Source organism: Endozoicomonas arenosclerae (assembly GCF_001562015.1).
Lineage (GTDB): Bacteria > Pseudomonadota > Gammaproteobacteria > Pseudomonadales > Endozoicomonadaceae > Endozoicomonas_A > Endozoicomonas_A arenosclerae.
Genome location: NZ_LASA01000130.1, coordinates 1 through 17,240 on the forward strand (window position 1 = coordinate 1; position 17,240 = coordinate 17,240).

Genomic DNA, 17,240 nt, shown 5'->3' on the forward strand with positions numbered 1-17,240 from the left:
GGGGTTGAGCACATAGACTTCGTGGACTCTTTCGAACGCAATAGAGGCCAGTAGCTGGTGGTAACAGCCCGTTGCTTCCATAGCCAGGGCTGTTGACTGGGGCAGAGAGAGAACCCACTCCGTGATCTCTGTGGGTGAATTAGCAATACGTTTGAAAGAACCATCCTGACTACAAATGTCTAACCATTGCGAAGACACATCAATACCAATGAAGTTAAGTATTGTTTCCATAACGGTCACCTAGATCTAATCTTCATACGGGGGGGGGTGACCACAAGCTGGCGTTAGCTTGCAAAAATTGTCTACCGTAAGGTAGGAGTGCTCCTAATCGTCGCTCATGCTTGTGGGTGGGGATTTCTCAGTCAGTCTGTCCGAAAGGCAGTAAGCAGTCGATGCCCCTCACCTTATACAAATAATTAGAGACAGGTTAAACATACAAGCCTGTCGAAGCCCAATACCACCACCCTTCGACAAGCTCAGGGTGAACGGAGTCCATGTATAAGTCGGGAAGTTATTTCGAGACAAATCAATAGTGAAGGGTCAGCTATAAAGTTTTACCCGAAACAGAGCACCGCCCAGTTCAGAATCTTCAATGGTCAGTTGCCCTTCATAGCTATCAATGATTTCCATGGCTATAGCCAGACCAATACCCTGCCCGGGTGTTCGGCTGTCGGCACGAACCCCTCTTTTCAGAATGTCGTTTCTTCGGTCTGCGGGCACTCCAGGGCCATCGTCTTCTATTACCAGTTCCAGATACAACCGGGCTCTCTTATCCCGGAATGAAGCAATGGAAACCCTGACATTCTGGAGACAAAGCTTGTATGCGTTCTCCAGCATATTGCCCATGATCTCCATAAGATCCTGCTCTTCACCGGTAAACTCACACCCTTGTTGAACATGGCTATCCAGCTGGATATGTTTGTGGTGATAAACTTTGTCCAGAGTCCGGGTGATACGTTCAATTACCTGCTGAACATTAATGTGATTTTTGACCAATCCTTTCTGGCGGGTAACCGCTCGCTGTAACTGATAGCTGATGATCTGGTTCATTCTCTGAACCTGCTCCTCAACAATACTTTCTTTATCAGGTAGAGGAGCATCACCAGACTGTTTCTGCAAATCCTCACTCTGTTGCACTGTCTGCAAAACAGCCAGAGGCGTTTTCAAACTATGAGCCAGATCCGCCATGGCATCCCGGTAACGTTCCCGCTGGCTGCGCTCATTGTTCAGAAGCTGGTTCAGGGCAGCAGTCAGCTTGGTCAGTTCTCTTGGGTATTCACCTTCCAAACGATCACTGCTACCCGATTCAATATCCCTGAGATTACGAGTCAATTGTCGAATAGGATGAAGCGACCACTGCATGCCCAGCCAAACCACCAGCAACATGCCCAATGCCGTAAACAATAGCCAGAACAATAATGAACGACGGAAAGAGTTAAGCACCTCAAAATATTCTGTGGCGGGGGTCAGGGTGACAAAAATGAGAGGGATACCATCCAGCGATACATCAATGTCGTAGAAAAAGTACTTGCCGGTGGGATCCGATGAAAGATCAAACTCGGTGATCTCGCCATCGTTGTCGGGAACATAGTGAATGACTTCATCCAGTGTCGACCGGGAGCGCCAGATGGCATTGCCCGACATATCATAAACTATGCCCAGTACCGGCGATTCAACCTGGTTGAATTTTTCATCCGGCAATTTATCAGGCATGACCAGCCGACCCTCTTCGATGCGGGCAGCGGTAAGAAGTACATTGGCATCAGCAGCCAATTCTTTTCGGATAGCGCCAAACTGGGCACTTTCAAAAGACGCCATGACTGAAAGCATCACCAGGATAAGGCTGACCAGCAGCATAATGCCAGAGGCCAGCAAGACCCTGAGCCGCAGAGAGTTCTTGATATCAAATACCTTGGAAAGACTCAGGGTGCTAAACAATGTTTTCATGAGCACATGGCTGTATGAATGACTTCAGGAACAGGACAGAGTAAAAAGATACCCCTGCCCGCGAATGGTTTCTATAGGGTTATCGACCCCTTCACCTTCCAGCTTTTTCCTGAGTCGGCCCACCAGCACTTCCAGTACATTACTGTCACGCCCTTCATCTTCATAAAGTTCGTCGATCAGCTGCCGCTTGGAAACCACCTGCTGGGCATGGCGCATCATATATTCCAGAATCTTGTACTCATAAGCTGTGAGGGAAAGACTCTTGTCGTCACACCAGACCTGCTTGCGAGACAGATCCAGCATCAACGGGCCGGCCTTGATACGGGGCTGACTGAAGCCTGATGAACGCCTGACCAGCGCATTCAGTCTGGCTTTCAACTCTTCAAAACGGAAAGGTTTGACCAGATAATCATCAGCTCCGGCTTCCAGTCCCGATACCTTGTCTTCCCAGTTACCACGGGCAGTCAGAATCAGAATGGGGAAATTCTTGCCCTGATCTCTCAATGTTCTGATCAGCTCAAGCCCATCCATACCGGGCAGCCCCAGATCAATAATGGCTGCATCTGGCGTGTACTGGTCAGCAAAATAGAGTGCTTCACGGGCATCAGGAGCCGAATAGACTTTATGCTCCAGGCTACCCAGCTGGTAACTGATGTGATGACGAAGCAGATCGTCGTCTTCCACCACCATAAACTTCATGGAATTGTCCTGTCTTTTCTATATAAACAGTCGGGCTATTTATACAGTGGAACTTTCAGGCTGCTAGTGCTGCCAAGCGTTAATATTCAAACATACTCCGTTCATCCTGAGCTTGTCGAAGGATCTTGGAAATGCGTTTCGACAGGCTCAGTGCGAACGGTATGGGGTTTAGCGCTTAACTGCACCAGATTGCCTGAACTTGAATGAACTGTCAGTGAACCGGGTCAGGGCTGCCGCTTTCGAGACTGCCCTGAAAGAAGTTTCGGCAATAAATCAGAAACTATAGTTTAACGCCAGGAACGCAGACTGCTGGGATTTGCTCTCGAGCTTCAGACGCTCACCGTTAAAGGTGCCTGTAATCTCGTTGTTGGAGCGGGTATAGCGATAGCCCAGTTCCGCAGAGAGATTATCGGTCAGATTCTGGAGGAAACCAGCCTGAACACCGTACATCAGAGCGGTATCACGCTTGGTGCGGCTGCCATTATGCTGACTGGTTACCTTGTCGGCATGCTGACTCTGAGAGTATTTCAGTTTATTCAGGCCAACAGTACCACCGGCGTAGAACTGGGTATTGCCGGAGTCGGTCAGTGGAATGACATAATCGGCGGAAAGGCTCAGTTCATAGTTTTTGTAGCGATAGCTCTCACTGGTTGTGTTGCCACTGTCTGTTGAATGACGCTTCTTGTAACTCTTGTCGTCCAGAATAAAGTTACCGTAGATACGGGTATTGTCATTCAACCAGGTGCCCAGTCTGAAACCGACCATATCGCGGTTTTCCAGCTTGTTCTCGATTCTTGCATCCGTGATATCGGAACGAAGGGTCGTGCCATTGGATTTCAGGTTCATATCCTGACCAATTCGACCATACACGCCACCAATAAAGATATCACCAGCCATAACCTGGGAAGAAGCAACAGCCGCTACAGCGCCAGCCAGCAAGATTTTTTTGAATTGCATTGTTATCTACCTGTGTGTTTGAGGGTACGTGCACACAGTAATTTCATAGCAATGAATAAAAACTGAATTTCTAATCTCTTTTAATGTAACTACCTACGACTTTGGTCAAAAGCTCTGCCCTTATTAAGCCTAACTAACACCTCTGTTAGGCAACTTTTCGAACTCTCTGCCACAACACCAGTCTGAATTGGTATCGGGTGACAGGGATTGTCCCTAACCGACTACAAGCTCAAAATCATGGAGGATAGAAACATGGACGCTAATGGAGCAACTTTTCTTTATAACGGCACTCAATATGTGCCCTTTATAGAGCCCAGCACAGTGGAAATGGCCACTGAGATGGCTGCCGATTATTTCGGCAAAACCGTTACTGCATTCACCAGTGCATCTAACTACATCAACGGTGTTGTAGCGCCTTACGTGGCACCAGTAAGCAGCAAGATTGCTGAACTGCAAACAGCCCTACCGGAAGCTGTTAGCTCAGCTCTAGGCAAGGAAGTAGCGATTGAAGGTGTAGGTTCTACCACCGTTGGCACCATTGCCGCGTTGGCTGGCCCAACTGTTCTGCCTATCGTGAACTACTTCCGAAACAGCTGGAACAGAAGCTCCGAGCTGAGCAATCTTCAGGCAGAAAACAACAAAGTACTTCTGGATGCTCTGGCTAAGTCTGACAGGGATATCGATGGTGCAATTGAAACCGCTGATGCTCAGATTGCCAAGACCAACCTGTTGGTTCGCAAGCATAAGCAGGATGCTAAAGACAGCTTCTTCAGCTTCAAAAATATGCTCAAGCACACTGTGACTGTACTGGCTCCTTTCTGTGTTCTACCACAGGTTGGCTTCGCCGTAGCAGGAACAGCGGCTCTGGTCGGTCTTACCACACGAGCAGTGACTCACGTCCTGAACTACCGTGGTGAAGCCAGTCAGGCTACTGAAGAGCACAAGAGCACTGCTTCACTGAGACAGCTCAGAAACAGACTGCAGGAGCTGAAGGATACTCATGAAGAGAAGGTTGCTATTGATGAAGCTGCTCAGCTGCAAGCTGATGCCTTGGCCAATAGCGCTGATCTGATTGAGCGGCAGACAGCTAGAATTGCTCGCAATGACGCTGAAATCCAGCGCTTGAGGAACCTCCCTCGCCCACCACATGTGGCAATTCCTATCGACGATGATGATGACGCTCCTCTCGATCTGTAATTGACATTGAACTACAAGCCGGCCTGGTGCCGGCTTTTTTTATGCCTGCCAAAGCGACTAACCATCCTGTCAGTCCCACACCAGAACTTCCTCCTTCAAGAACAGTCTTATTAATAGAGGTCCCAGAGAAGGGCTCTGAACCAAGCTCAAACATGGAGGAAACAGCATGGATATGACAGCAAAGACATTCGTCTACAACGGTACGCATTATGTGCAGTATTTTGAGCCGACCAATACGACGGTCGCGGCTGACTTTATGGATAAAAACGCGACCTTGATCCAAAGTGCTCAAAACTACATCAATGGATGCATAGCACCCTATATTGCACCGGTTACCAGTAGAATTGCAGATCTGCAAGCAGCAGCAAAAACCTGGCTACCTGATGCTGTGACTTCAGCAGTGGGTCAGGAAGTAGCGGTTGAAGGTGTTGGTTCTACTTCCGTCGGAACAATCGCTACTTTAGTTGGCCCAACAGTTCTGCCCGTTGTGAACTACCTACGAAACAGCTGGAACAGAAGCTCTGAGCTGGTTCAAGTAAAATCTGAGAACAACAAGGCACTCAAAACCGCTCTTCAACAAGCAGCCAGAGACTCTGATGCAGCTTTTGCGACCACCATTAAACAAATCAAAAATTCAGACACAAAAGCTCAACAGCATGAGAAAAATGCTAAAGACAGTTTCTTCAGCTTCAAAAACATGATGAAGCACTCGGTAACGGTTCTGGCACCCTTTTGTGTACTGCCTCAGGTTGGTTTTACAGTAGCGGCTACCGCAGCTGTCGTGGGAATCACAGCCCGTGCGATTACACATGTTCTGAATCATCGGGCGGAAGCTAAGCTCTGTGCGCAAGAGCGTGAGGACACCGACACTCTGAGACAGTTTAATCATGAACTTGAACGTCGCCTTGGGTTTGAAGATGCTCTTACTGAACGGAATCAGGATTTAGGAAGGAAGCAGGGAGAATTGGAAACGGTGCTAGAACAACTGCGTACGGCCCAAAATGTGATCAAAGCGCTCGATGAAAACGCAGAAGAGGCATTCCTGGATGCCCCAGAAGACACAGTTGAAAACAGGCTTCGTGAACAGCTTCAGGAAGCTAACCGTAATCTGGGTATAGCTGAGGCCTTAATTGATGCCGGCGTAGATGACCTTAGACGTGAAAACGAACACTACAAAGAGGAAAATAGACGTCTACGGGCCATTGAGCAGGAACACATTCTACTTCAGCAGGAAATTGAAGAGGTTCAAAACCTTTAACTTTAAAGCGCCTTAACCAGAGCCGGCATTCGCCGGCTCTCTCTGTTTGAAAAACCGCTTTAAATCGCTGAAGCCATTTTCATGGAAACAGAATGTTTCTCAACTTCCCGTCTGCTCAAAGCTCTGAAGCGGAGCAGTAAGAACACAGCAGAAAGTGTCAGAGCCAGTACCAGTCCGATCCAAAGTCCATGAGGACCCATAGGCTCATCAGCAATCAAATCCGTCAGACCCAGTGTATAACCCAAAGGCAAGGCAATGCCCCAGCAGGCTATCAGAATAATGATCATCGGTACCCGGGTATCCTTGTAACCCCTCAACGCTCCGTTGGAAGCCACCTGAATTCCGTCGGCATACTGGAACAATGCCGCAAAAATCAACAGCTGTGCTGCCAGAACTTTTACTTCAGCATTCTGGGTATACAGGGAGGTCAGTCCATCCGCAAACACCCACATTCCAATAGCCATCAGAGTGGCCGTCAGCAGAGTAGCAACAATACCGGCATAACCAGAAAATCTTGCTGCCTGCGGATCGCCAGCACCCAGTGCCTGGCCGACCCGAATGGTGATTCCCATAGACATGCTCAGTGGAACCATGAAGGCCATGCTGGCGAGACTCAAAGCGATCTGGTGGCCTGCTACCGTCACAGCACCCAGCTTACCGATGACCAGAGCAACAGCAGAGAAAATACTGGCTTCAAAAAAGATCGCCAGTCCCATGGGTACACCCAGTTTCAGATGCGCCAGGATTCGGGTCATTTCAGGCCATTCAAAGCGATCAAAAAGGTTCACTTCTTTATGCTTCTGGTTGTAGCGGGTGTAACAGAACATCAGCAGACACATCACCCAGAAACAGATCGCAGTCGCATAACCACAACCCACACCACCCATTTCAGGAAAGCCAAACTTGCCGTAGATGAGTACATAGTTGATCGGAATATTAATCAGCAATGCTGCGAAGCTGATCAGCATAGCCGGCTTGGTAATAGAGCGCCCTTCACAATAACTGACCATGGTTTGATATAAACAGATACCGGGTACACCCCAGGCCAACGCCTCAAGGTAAGCCTCGGTCTTGGCCGCCATGCCCGGATCAACTTCCAGAAAATTAAGCAATGGCATAGGGTTCATCATAAGAACCATACCCATCACACTTAGCACCAGAGAAAGCCACATAGCCTGACGAACCGGAGAAGCAATCTCGTCAATTTTTCGGGCACCAAACAGATGGGCAACAGTGGGTGTCGTTGCCATCAGAATCCCTCTGATCAACAGATAGAGAGGCACCCAGATGCTGGAACCAATAGCCACAGCAGCCAGATCTTCCGCTGAATACTGGCCTGACATACTGGTATCCACAAAGCCCATGCCTGTGGTGGCCAGCTGCGCACCCAGGATAGGGGCAGACAAATAAATAAGTTCTCGTAATTCCTTAAAATACCGTTGGTATAGAGGTGGACTGGTTGTCATTTTTTCTCACTGTTATATTCACTTCTGCCATACTGAACCGGTGCAAAAGTGAGACTATCTTACCAGCCTGTTTATGCTATTAGATATGGGTAACTTGCCGTTATTATTCGAAAATTGACGTGGGATTTTTACCTATCTCTGCCCCTTGCTCGAACCGCCTTAAGCGCTTATCTCATCGCCTTTTTATGACAAATTTGCTACTGTTTGCGGATGCCAGAATTACCTGAAGTTGAAACCACCCGCAGAGGTATTGCGCCTCACATTGAAGGTCAGACCGTTGCCGATGTTATTGTTCGTAATCCACGTCTGCGCTGGCCGGTTCCCGATCATTTAAAGCAACAGTTATCCGGCCAGATTATTCGCTCCGTGGCACGACGTGCAAAGTACCTGCTGATCAAAACAGATGCAGGCACATTGCTGGTTCATTTAGGTATGTCCGGAAGTTTGCGAATACTGATTGAGGCTCGTGAAGCTGAAAAGCATGATCATGTAGACCTGGTTTTCAGTAATGGCATCCTGCTGAGATACACCGACCCAAGACGCTTCGGGGCAGTGCTATGGATTGATAACAACGGGATTGACGACGATGTTATGGGACATGACCTGCTCAGAAAGCTGGGGCCAGAACCGCTCAGTGACGAGTTTACCGCTCAAAGGCTTTACCAGGCTTCACGAGGAAAGTCCCAACCCGTAAAAACCTTCATCATGGATAACCATGTGGTGGTCGGTGTGGGGAATATTTATGCCAATGAAGCCTTGTTCAAAGCCGGTATTCGACCTGACCGCCCCAGTGGCAAGATTTCCAAAGCCCGATATGAGCGACTGGCCCAATGCATCAAAGAAACTCTGGCCAGAGCTATTGAACAGGGTGGAACCACCTTGAGGGATTTTGTCGGGGGCGACGGCAAACCGGGCTACTTCAAACAGGAACTGGCGGTCTATGGACGCAAGGGCGAACCCTGTGTCACCTGTTCAACACCGATTGTAGAAATCCGTCTGGGCAATCGCAGTACCTGCTACTGCAAAAAATGCCAGCGGTAATCAAACGAAAGAAAATGATGAGTGAGAAAAAAACCTGGAGCAGCCAGAACGCTGACAAAAACTACGGCTCCCGAAACAGGATTCTGGAGAGCCTGGGACGTCTGATGCTCTGGCTGATGGGCGGTTGGAAGCTGGAAGGTGAACTCCCCAAAATCGACAAATATGTGGTCATTGTCGCTCACCACACCTCCAACTGGGATTTTGTGGTGGGAGCTGCCGCCAAATTGATTCTGGGGCTGAAAATCCGCTTCTTTGGCAAACATACCCTGTTTTATCCACCGCTGGGCTGGCTGATGAAAAGTTTGGGTGGTGTGGCCATCGAACGTCACAAATCCATTAATCGAGTGGAGCAGTCAGCGGAAGAAATTCGCAAGGCCGATAACTTTGTGCTGGTCATCACACCAGAAGGCACCCGATCCAAAGTAAAACGCTGGAAAACCGGCTTCTACCACATTGCCAACAGTGCTGACATTCCGATTGTTCCGGTCTCTTTCGACTTTGGCAACAAACGGGTGGTCTTCGGTGAGCCCATGGCCATGACCGGTGATCAGGAACACGATTTCCAGGAAATGCACCGATTCTTCCTTCCTTATCAACCAAGACACCCTGAACTGGGCTGTAACGGGCCTTTTGAGAAGTGACCACTTCATGAATCAGCCATGAGCGCGAGAAGCTGATCAGGAAACCATTACGAAGGACTTGCCTCAGGAAGCCCAACTTTTCTTGCTATTTGATGAAGCCCTGAGCCGACATCTTCATAAACAGCCTTATATTCAGACAGACGAACCCGCCTTATCAAGTGCTCAAGGAAAAAGATCGAGTTACTCAGAGTATACCTTTCATGTTGCTGTATCTAAGCGGAGGGCGGGCAGGTTCGCTCGTTGTATTGTATAGCGCACGTGTACAGGAAGTTTAAAGTGTTTACTGACTCCCTCATTGGCGCCAATGCCAGTGCGGTGCTATACAGTCTGGCAAACTAAATAGCTAACTCGGTGCAGCTCAATGCTTGACTCCGATATGGGCTGACAAAATAACCTCTTGCTTTGCACTGTTCTGTGAATAGGGGGACTGAGTGATAGCATCTGAGAAATTATACGATAGTGTCATATTATTAAGTGTTTTGTTTTTCTCATTGTTTGGAATGCCCGTATGGGGAGACTGCCCTAACTGTCCTTATGGCAATCTGGTGGCCATAGATGGGGGCCTGGAGGTCTGTGATAGTTGTGGATTCAGCCCCACTCTTGGGTATTGTCTAAATTTCAACCTACCAGGATATGGTTCCAGTTCATTGAATGGTCTGGTGAAAGCGACAGCTCTCTCTATGGGTGGTAACAGTGTTGCTACTGGTGGTGCAGTTGGTGGCGTTGGGGTACCTGAGCCAAACCTCTGTCAAAGCGCGGATCAGGAGACGGATAGCTATTTGTCAGAAATTCTTTCAAGTCTCGGGTTTGCAGAACAGGAAGTCATGGATGAAAGTGATCTCTCGAGTCGACAAGAGACAGAGACCACTCTATCTATAAGTAGTAGCAGTGTTGCTACTGGTGGTGATGCCGTTGCCGGGGCTGTTGGTGGCGTTGAGGTATCTGAGCCAAATCAGCATCACTGCACGGATCAGGAGACGGAAAGCTACTTGTCATTAGTGGAGATTTTTTCGAGTCTCGGGTTTGCAGAACAGGAAGTCATAGATGAAGATGATTTGTCGAGACAGGAGAGCCTTGAAGCAATAAAAAGACAATATATCCAATATCAAAATACCTATCAGACTCATTTTGGCTTCTGGGAACAAGCTGGCTACAATCGGGCAGCGTTGCCACTCCAGGCATTGGCCATTTACCCAGGCCATTACCTGTTAATTATTTCCAGATCAGTAATAGCATCGATTGATATCACAGAAACCAATGGTCAGGGGGTAGCTTTTGCCAGGTTGATGTTGGGTAATAATCAGGTTTATTCGATATCCACAGAAAGGCTAATGACGATTGAGTGGCCTTTAAATATTAAAATAACCGTTTATAAAAAATTTTCACCTTCCTTCCTGTAAATCATAGAGAGGGCCATACCATTCCTGAAGATAAGAATATGGTGATCACCATGCTCGTACCCTTTTCTAAAGGTTTTGACTCTATGATAAAGACCCAGCTCAGCGGTAAGCATTAAAACTAGAAGAAACAACCCCGAGAATATGTAAAGTAATCTCATCATTACATTGGCTGACCTGCCATTCATACCTCGCTTCCAGAAGCATAGACATCCCTATAGAAACAAAATAGACTCGCACCGTTGGTTGGGGTGTCTGGGACGAATGTTTTCCAGACTGAGAAAGACCCATTGAACCTGAACCAGATTATGCTGGCGTAGGAAACCGACGGTTGAGCGGGCACAAGTTCATCGTTTAAAGCCGCTCTTCAGAACCTTTCTACGTCAGTTCGGAGAAGTAAACCGAACGATGACGATGACCAATAACACCCCTATCGCCCTTACCATTGCTGGATCAGACAGCGGCGGCGGAGCGGGCATACAGGCAGACCTGAAAGCTTTTTCAGCGGCGGGCGCCTATGGTTGCAGTGTGATAACCGCTCTGACAGCCCAGAACACTCAGGGTGTCCAGGGTATTTTTGATGTAGACCCTGCTTTCATCCGGCAGCAGCTGGACTCTGTTTTTTCCGACCTTGCCATCAATGCCGTCAAAGTCGGCATGCTCAGTCAGCCTGAAGTGATTTCAACGGTAGCCGATGCACTGGCTGAATATCGCCCGGCTTATCTGGTATTGGATCCAGTGATGGTAGCCACCAGCGGTGATGTTCTGCTGCAACAAACGGCTATCGAGAAGCTCAAACAGGTTCTGATTCCCAAAGCCAACCTGATCACCCCGAACCTCCATGAAGCGGCTGTCCTGCTGAATCGTCCGGTGCCTGAGAATCTGGATCAGATGATTGATATGGTTGAACCCCTGTTAGCCCTGGGGTCTCAGACGGTTCTGTTAAAAGGTGGCCACCTCAGCGGAGATAAAGCCGTCGACTTTTATCATGACGGCAAATCCCTTCACCGTTTGGAATCCAACTGGATCGAAACCAACAATACTCACGGCACAGGTTGTACCTTGTCGTCAGTCATCACCGCTCTGCTGGCCCGGGGTTACACTCTGAGCGAAGCCATTCCTGAAGGCAAAAAATACATTGCCGAAGCCATTGCCCACGCTGATCAATTGACCATAGGTCAGGGCAACGGACCGGTTCACCATTTCTACAAGTATTGGTGATCGGGCCGGAATGTTTGATGTAGTCGTAAAAAATGCAGCGCTGGCCTACGATGAGCGGATCATTTTCAAAGACCTGAACCTGACCCTGGCCGGAGGCGAGTGGACCTGCCTTCTCGGCGGCAGCGGTGTTGGCAAAACCAGTCTTTTGCGATTGATTGCCGGTTTATCCACAGGCAAAGGTCTGGAAACTTCTGGCAGTGTGCTCTGTCAGGACGGTTTTTCCCTGAAAGGCCGTATTGCCTGGATGGCCCAGCAGGACTTATTACTGCCCTGGTTTTCAGTTATTGAGAACATCACGCTGGGAGAGCGTCTGAGAAACAGTTTCTTCAGTCGCAGAAAAGTCTCAGCTCAGGAACTGGATAGGGCACGGCATATTCTCGAACAAGTCGGTTTATCTGATAAAGCCACTGAGCTGCCCCAGAATTTATCTGGTGGCCAGCGACAGCGCGCTGCTCTGGCCAGAACCCTGATGGAAAACCGCCCCTTGGTGTTAATGGATGAACCTTTTGGTGCCCTGGATGCAGTGACTCGGCTAAACCTTCAGGATTTGGCCTGTGATCTGCTGGCCAACCGGACCGTTCTGCTCATCACCCATGATCCTCTGGAAGCCCTGCGACTGGGTCATCATATCTATCATTTGCAGGGAGAGCCTGCGACGTTAACTGAAGCCATCATGCCGCCGGACTCTCCACCCCGTTCTTTGGAAAACAAGGAACTGATGAGCCTTCAGGGCGAACTGTTGGAACGGCTCAGAAATGAGGAAGAACGCCCATGAAAGCCTTCAAACCTCTTCTGGTCGTGCTTTTCCTTCTGCTCGTCTGGGAAGGCATCGTCGTAATGTTCTCCATGCCGGACTACATTCTGCCTGGTCCAAAAGCTGTGTTTATCAGCATGTACGACAATGCATCTCTGCTCTGGGAACACACCCTTGTGACCATGACTGAAATGCTGCTCGGCCTGATACTGGGCGTTGTCTTTGGCATTCTGCTGGCTATGGTGCTGGTTTATTTTGTAGCGCTCAGGCCCTGGCTTTTGCCGCTGCTTCTGGTGACTCAGGCTATTCCTGTGTTTGCCCTGGCTCCCATTTTAATGCTCTGGTTTGGTTACGGGCTGGCTTCCAAAGTCGTAATGACGATCCTGGTGATTTTCTTTCCTGTAGCAACCTGCTGTTATGACGGTCTGCGTCATACTCATCAAGGCTGGCTCGATATGGCAAAAACCATGGGCGGAAACCGGTTTGCTATTCTCCGTCATGTTCGCTGGCCTGCAGCTTTACCGGCTTTGGCTTCCGGTCTCAGGGTAGCTGTTGTGGTTGCACCTATTGGTGCCGTTGTCGGTGAATGGGTGGGCTCCAGTGCCGGTCTTGGTTATTTGATGCTTCAAGCCAATGCCCGACTCTGGGTTGACCAGATGTTTGCCGCTCTGACCGTTCTGGCCTTCTGCTCTGTCAGCCTTTATTTCATAACAGATCTGGCTCTGAAAAAACTGATCCCCTGGCAACCTGCCACCTGACTTTCATAGACTTACACTCGGCTGAGGAATACTGACCTTGTTTTTACGCACACTGATTAGAAAATCAGCTTCGTTATTATCAATAATACTGACTTCAACCCTGTTTCTGACCGCTGCACCTGCGATGGCAGAGGAGAAGAGCAAAGAGCTGAAGCTTATGCTGGAATGGTTTGTGAATCCGGACCACGGACCCATCATCATTGCCCAGGAGAATGGCTACTTCAAAGACCAGGGTTTAGAGGTTGATATCCAGGAACCTGCTGACCCTAACCTTCCTCCTAAACTGGTAGCTGCCGGTGATGTAGATCTTGCCGTCTATTATCAGCCCAGCCTGATACACGGTGTTGCTAATGGCTTGCCACTGGCCTGGGCCGGAACCCTCATTGCCACCCCTCTGGACGGACTGATTGTTCTGAAAGACGGCCCCATCAAATCCCTGAAAGATATGAAAGGTAAAACCATCGGCCTGAACATGGGCGGCAACGAAAACGCCATTCTGGATACTCTGTTCAAACCTTACGGTTTTTCTTCCAAAGACATAAAAATGGTCAATGTAGGCTGGAATATGTCGTCCTCCCTGATGTCAGGTCGTGTTGATGCCATCATGGGAGCTTACCGGAATTTTGAACTGAACCAGCTGGACATTGAAGGACGTCAGGGCAAGATGTTCTACTACGAGGAAAATGGTATTCCTTCATACGATGAGCTGATTTTCATCGCCAACAGCAAAAAGAATGATAAAGAAGCCATCAGAAAGTTCCTGCGAGCCATTGAACTGGGCACCCAGTTTATTGTGAATAATCCGGAAGAATCCTGGAAAATTTTCAGGGATTACAACCCTGAAAATCTCGACAATGAACTCAATAAACGTGCATGGTTTGATACAGTGCCCCGTTTTACTCTGCGTCCAGCAGCGAAAGACACCGGCCGTTACGATCGTTTCGCGAAGTTCCTTGATGCCCATGGCGACCTGAAGAATATCCCACCGGCAAAAGACTATATGCTGAATCTCTGAGGGTTTGTCTCGAAATAACTTCCCGATCTAGACACGGATTCCGTTCACCCTGAGCTTGTCGAAGGGTGGTGGTATTGGGCTTCGACAGGCTCAGCCCGAACGGGTTTTGAGAAGGTTTCAACAAAGAAGTTAATTTCTGACAAGTCCTAAGCAGCTATCCTGACAAAAGCAGCCTCATCTGTGGCTGCTTTTATTCTTAAAATCCATTCCTTTTCATATACTCCTGCGCCACTTCCTCTACATGTTTCATAAACAACTTCGTCGTATCAGAGAGTTCTCCCTGGGCAGGCTCAAAAAAAGCAAAGTCGTATCGAAAATCAGTTTTCAAAGGAACGTGCACCAGCTCCCCATCACCCAGACTATGGGCCACAAAGGGATCGCCTATTGTGATGCCAAATCCGGAAGCAACGATACAACCGGCATTATAAGAACTCGAGACTTCAACACTGGCCCTCAGCGTTTTGCCTTCAGCCTGATAAATGGAGTCTATGTTCTTCCGCAAATGGGTATCTTTCAGCAGACTGACAACAGATTCCCCTTCCAGATCATCCAGTGTCAGCTCTGAGCGATTAGCCAGACGATGCCCCCGGGGTAAAACCACCATGGTGGGCAGGGAACAGAACTTTCTTGTCACTATTGCCGGATGTTCGGCAGGCAACCTGCCCAGCCCAATATGGAACTGGAAACCGGCTACCCACCGCTGCAGATAACGCATGGCCTGAACATCCACCTTCACCTGCAATTCCGGATCTTCATGACAAAATCGAGCCACCGCAGGCGAGACGATCTGCCTGACCAGTCTGGGGATCGAAATCAGACGAAGACTGCTTTTCTGCTCTCTTTTTATCGCCTGGGCAATATCCGGAAGATCATTCAATCCATAAAGAATACGTTCCGCTTCCAGATAAAACTTCCGCCCCTGGGGGGTGGGTATCAGGCTGCGCTTTTCTCTGGAAAACAATTTAAAACCCAGTTCAGTTTCAAGTACGGACAACTGTCTGCTGGCTGCTGACTCACTGAGAAAATGGGCTTCTGCTGCTCGGGTCAGAGTTCCCAGGCTCATGATAGAAGAGAAGAGTTGAAGGGCCTTTAGGTTCATCTTTCTGCATTCACGACTCTTGCAAAAAGTCGAATTATTCCCTGTTTATTTGCGATTGTCCAAAGTTGAACCCTGCATTAACGTGTCGCCCAAGTAGAAAAAGACACGATTAACTGAATTAACAAACAGACCATCAGGAAGACAACGCCGAATATACGACCCTGACGTCGCCAAACAACAGCCTGTCTTCAAGACTGTGAGGCATTATGAAACTGAAACGTACACTTCTGGCAGCCAGCTGCGCGATCATTACCTTAACCACTCAGGCCAGCACTATGCCTGAACCTCCCGCACCGGTTAGCGTGTTTGAGTCCCGAGTCTACCGGGATCTGTTCAGCACCGAAGACATGCGCTCCATCTTCAGCGATGAGACCCTGGTCAATCGATGGGTTGAGGTTGAAGTAGCCCTGGCCAAGTCTCAGGCAGACCTGGACATTATTCCAGAATCCGCTTACCACTCTATTAAAAAGACAGCGGACAACTTTGAGGTTGATTTCGATGCTCTTCGAGCTGGGACTAACAAAGTGGGCCGAGGCATCAAGCCTTTGCTGGATCAGTTGAAAGCCTCAGGCGATGAGCAGGTAAGCTCCTACCTGCATTTTGGCAGTACCACCCAGGACATCATGGACACGGCTACTGTCTTACAGGTGAAAGCGGCTAATGAAGTAATCAGGAAGCAACTGGTTGCAGTCGCTCTGCAACTGGCAGATCTGGCCGAAGAGCACAAGACAACGGTCATGATTGCCCGCTCAAATGGACAGGATGCCATTCCAACGACGCTGGGTTTACATCTGACCACTTACATGATGGAACTGAACCGCCATATTCAGAGACTGGATGAGGCTTCTGCACGCCTGCAACCCCAGATTGGTGGCACAGTTGGCACCCTGTCTGCCTATGGTGATAAAGGTCTGGACCTACAGGAAGGTGTAGCCAAGGAATTGGGATTAACACCTCAAACCGGCCCCTGGAATCCAAGCCGAGACAATTTTGCTGAAACGGTACAGATTCTCGGACTGGTCAATGCCACCCTGGGTCGTGTTGCCATCGATATAAACAACTACAGCCGTACACAAATCAACGAGATTCAGGAAGGTGAAGGCGGTGCCAGCAGCACCATGCCACAAAAGCGTAATCCCCGTGCTTCTGAGTACATGGGGGCCTTTGCCCGCATGGGTAAAATGTACAACTCGGCCGCTCTGGATATCATGAGCCACAGTGATACCCGCCAGGGTGCCCCGTGGATTGTGGAATGGTCGATCCTGCCAGAGTCATTTATGGTGACGTCTGCAGCCCTTCAGCGTGCTTCCGGTTTGTTTGACAAGCTGATCGTTAACGAAGACAAAATGCTGGAAAACTTCAGCGACTCCAAAAACTATGTCATGTCTGAAGCCCTGATGAATAAGCTGGCCGCCAAAGTCGGACGTGGAAAAGCCTATTCACTGGTTAAACATGCCATCAGATCCTCTTCTGACAGCCATGGCTTGAAAGACATTATTGAAAACACGCCAGAGATCAAACAGCTACTGACCGAACAGGAGATTCAGGCAGTACTGGATCCTGCTAACTATATTGGTTCCTCAGAGCAGCTGGTTGAAAATGCTGTCGCTGAAGTCCGGAAATCCCTCTTGTAACAACAATCACAGGTTTCAACCCTACACTGGAGCCGAGGTGGCTCCAGTGATCGTTTGCCGGTAACCACTTCCTTATCCAACACTCGGCAATGGGCTGCAACCTGAAAAATTTAAACACTTTGACGCATAACTCTGCCGTGAGTGAAAGCAGACTTT

Annotated in this window: 15 protein-coding genes, 1 pseudogene and 1 riboswitch; of the genes and pseudogenes, 10 read left to right on the top strand and 6 right to left on the bottom strand. The window is 48.9% G+C overall.

The window, feature by feature from the left end:
* The 4 genes and pseudogenes from WG89_RS20215 to WG89_RS20230 all read right to left on the bottom strand — a co-directional run.
* A pseudogene (locus WG89_RS20215) lies at positions 1 to 231 on the bottom strand (hypothetical protein); the annotation flags it as partial.
* A 309-nt stretch (positions 232 to 540) separates the two neighbouring features.
* The gene (locus tag WG89_RS20220; protein WP_062269202.1) at positions 541 to 1,947 is read right to left on the bottom strand and encodes an ATP-binding protein; all 1,407 of its coding nucleotides are present in this window, start codon (positions 1,945 to 1,947) and stop codon (positions 541 to 543) included.
* A gap of 24 nt (positions 1,948 to 1,971) precedes the next feature.
* Positions 1,972 to 2,646 (bottom strand): response regulator, encoded by a 675-nt coding sequence (locus WG89_RS20225; RefSeq protein WP_062269204.1) that lies wholly within the window; start codon positions 2,644 to 2,646, stop codon positions 1,972 to 1,974.
* 273 nt (positions 2,647 to 2,919) lie between these two features.
* The gene (locus WG89_RS20230; protein ID WP_062269206.1) at positions 2,920 to 3,603 is read right to left on the bottom strand and encodes an outer membrane protein; all 684 of its coding nucleotides are present in this window, start codon (positions 3,601 to 3,603) and stop codon (positions 2,920 to 2,922) included.
* 252 nt (positions 3,604 to 3,855) lie between these two features.
* Here WG89_RS20230 and WG89_RS20235 point away from each other — a divergent pair, with 252 nt between their 5' ends.
* Both WG89_RS20235 and WG89_RS20240 read left to right on the top strand, forming a co-directional pair.
* Positions 3,856 to 4,800, top strand: coding sequence for a hypothetical protein (locus tag WG89_RS20235; RefSeq protein WP_153301716.1), 945 nt, complete (start codon positions 3,856 to 3,858; stop codon positions 4,798 to 4,800).
* Between the two features lie 166 nt (positions 4,801 to 4,966).
* Positions 4,967 to 6,058, top strand: coding sequence for a hypothetical protein (locus tag WG89_RS20240; protein ID WP_062269210.1), 1,092 nt, complete (start codon positions 4,967 to 4,969; stop codon positions 6,056 to 6,058).
* A 59-nt stretch (positions 6,059 to 6,117) separates the two neighbouring features.
* On the opposite strand, the gene WG89_RS20245 is transcribed toward WG89_RS20240, so the two are convergent.
* Positions 6,118 to 7,464 (bottom strand): MATE family efflux transporter, encoded by a 1,347-nt coding sequence (locus WG89_RS20245; RefSeq protein ID WP_245662945.1) that lies wholly within the window; start codon positions 7,462 to 7,464, stop codon positions 6,118 to 6,120.
* 270 nt (positions 7,465 to 7,734) lie between these two features.
* Between WG89_RS20245 and mutM the strand changes: the two genes are divergently transcribed.
* The 7 genes from mutM (at position 7,735) to WG89_RS20285 (ending at position 14,351) form a co-directional block, all read left to right on the top strand.
* Positions 7,735 to 8,565 carry a bifunctional DNA-formamidopyrimidine glycosylase/DNA-(apurinic or apyrimidinic site) lyase gene (mutM, locus tag WG89_RS20250; protein WP_062269215.1) on the top strand — a complete coding sequence of 277 codons (831 nt, stop codon included), beginning with the start codon at positions 7,735 to 7,737 and terminating at the stop codon, positions 8,563 to 8,565.
* 14 nt (positions 8,566 to 8,579) lie between these two features.
* A complete protein-coding gene (locus WG89_RS20255; protein ID WP_245662946.1) occupies positions 8,580 to 9,206 on the top strand; it encodes a lysophospholipid acyltransferase family protein in 627 nt (208 codons plus the stop codon).
* Between the two features lie 647 nt (positions 9,207 to 9,853).
* Entirely contained in the window at positions 9,854 to 10,606 is a 753-nt protein-coding gene (locus WG89_RS20260; RefSeq protein ID WP_062269217.1) for a hypothetical protein, read from the top strand.
* Between the two features lie 234 nt (positions 10,607 to 10,840).
* A riboswitch (TPP riboswitch) is annotated at positions 10,841 to 10,943 on the top strand.
* 68 nt (positions 10,944 to 11,011) lie between these two features.
* Positions 11,012 to 11,824, top strand: a complete 813-nt coding sequence (gene thiD, locus WG89_RS20270; RefSeq protein WP_062269221.1) for a bifunctional hydroxymethylpyrimidine kinase/phosphomethylpyrimidine kinase — start codon at positions 11,012 to 11,014, stop codon at positions 11,822 to 11,824.
* Between the two features lie 10 nt (positions 11,825 to 11,834).
* Positions 11,835 to 12,599, top strand: a complete 765-nt coding sequence (locus WG89_RS20275) for an ABC transporter ATP-binding protein (protein ID WP_062269223.1) — start codon at positions 11,835 to 11,837, stop codon at positions 12,597 to 12,599.
* Positions 12,596 to 13,336 carry an ABC transporter permease gene (locus WG89_RS20280; RefSeq protein WP_062269225.1) on the top strand — a complete coding sequence of 247 codons (741 nt, stop codon included), beginning with the start codon at positions 12,596 to 12,598 and terminating at the stop codon, positions 13,334 to 13,336. The genes WG89_RS20275 and WG89_RS20280 overlap by 4 nt, the downstream gene beginning before the upstream one ends.
* Positions 13,337 to 13,373: 37 nt before the next feature.
* Positions 13,374 to 14,351: an ABC transporter substrate-binding protein gene (locus WG89_RS20285; RefSeq protein ID WP_245662947.1), complete on the top strand. Its 978-nt coding sequence runs from the start codon at positions 13,374 to 13,376 to the stop codon at positions 14,349 to 14,351.
* Between the two features lie 196 nt (positions 14,352 to 14,547).
* On the opposite strand, the gene WG89_RS20290 is transcribed toward WG89_RS20285, so the two are convergent.
* Positions 14,548 to 15,450 carry a LysR family transcriptional regulator gene (locus tag WG89_RS20290; RefSeq protein ID WP_062269227.1) on the bottom strand — a complete coding sequence of 301 codons (903 nt, stop codon included), beginning with the start codon at positions 15,448 to 15,450 and terminating at the stop codon, positions 14,548 to 14,550.
* Between the two features lie 206 nt (positions 15,451 to 15,656).
* Between WG89_RS20290 and WG89_RS20295 the strand changes: the two genes are divergently transcribed.
* On the top strand, positions 15,657 to 17,084 hold the full coding sequence (locus WG89_RS20295; protein WP_062269229.1) for a class-II fumarase/aspartase family protein: 1,428 nt from the start codon (positions 15,657 to 15,659) through the stop codon (positions 17,082 to 17,084).
* Positions 17,085 to 17,240: the final 156 nt, after the last annotated feature.

Coding starts and splice junctions, on each gene's coding strand:
- WG89_RS20290 (WP_062269227.1), bottom strand. CDS start 15,450: ATGAACCTAAAGGCCCTTCAACTCTTCTCTTCTATCATGAGCCTGGGA.
- WG89_RS20230 (WP_062269206.1), bottom strand. CDS start 3,603: ATGCAATTCAAAAAAATCTTGCTGGCTGGCGCTGTAGCGGCTGTTGCT.
- thiD (WP_062269221.1), top strand. CDS start 11,012: ATGACGATGACCAATAACACCCCTATCGCCCTTACCATTGCTGGATCA.
- WG89_RS20280 (WP_062269225.1), top strand. CDS start 12,596: ATGAAAGCCTTCAAACCTCTTCTGGTCGTGCTTTTCCTTCTGCTCGTC.
- WG89_RS20240 (WP_062269210.1), top strand. CDS start 4,967: ATGGATATGACAGCAAAGACATTCGTCTACAACGGTACGCATTATGTG.
- WG89_RS20235 (WP_153301716.1), top strand. CDS start 3,856: ATGGACGCTAATGGAGCAACTTTTCTTTATAACGGCACTCAATATGTG.
- WG89_RS20220 (WP_062269202.1), bottom strand. CDS start 1,947: ATGAAAACATTGTTTAGCACCCTGAGTCTTTCCAAGGTATTTGATATC.
- WG89_RS20295 (WP_062269229.1), top strand. CDS start 15,657: ATGAAACTGAAACGTACACTTCTGGCAGCCAGCTGCGCGATCATTACC.
- WG89_RS20255 (WP_245662946.1), top strand. CDS start 8,580: ATGATGAGTGAGAAAAAAACCTGGAGCAGCCAGAACGCTGACAAAAAC.
- WG89_RS20225 (WP_062269204.1), bottom strand. CDS start 2,646: ATGAAGTTTATGGTGGTGGAAGACGACGATCTGCTTCGTCATCACATC.
- mutM (WP_062269215.1), top strand. CDS start 7,735: ATGCCAGAATTACCTGAAGTTGAAACCACCCGCAGAGGTATTGCGCCT.
- WG89_RS20275 (WP_062269223.1), top strand. CDS start 11,835: ATGTTTGATGTAGTCGTAAAAAATGCAGCGCTGGCCTACGATGAGCGG.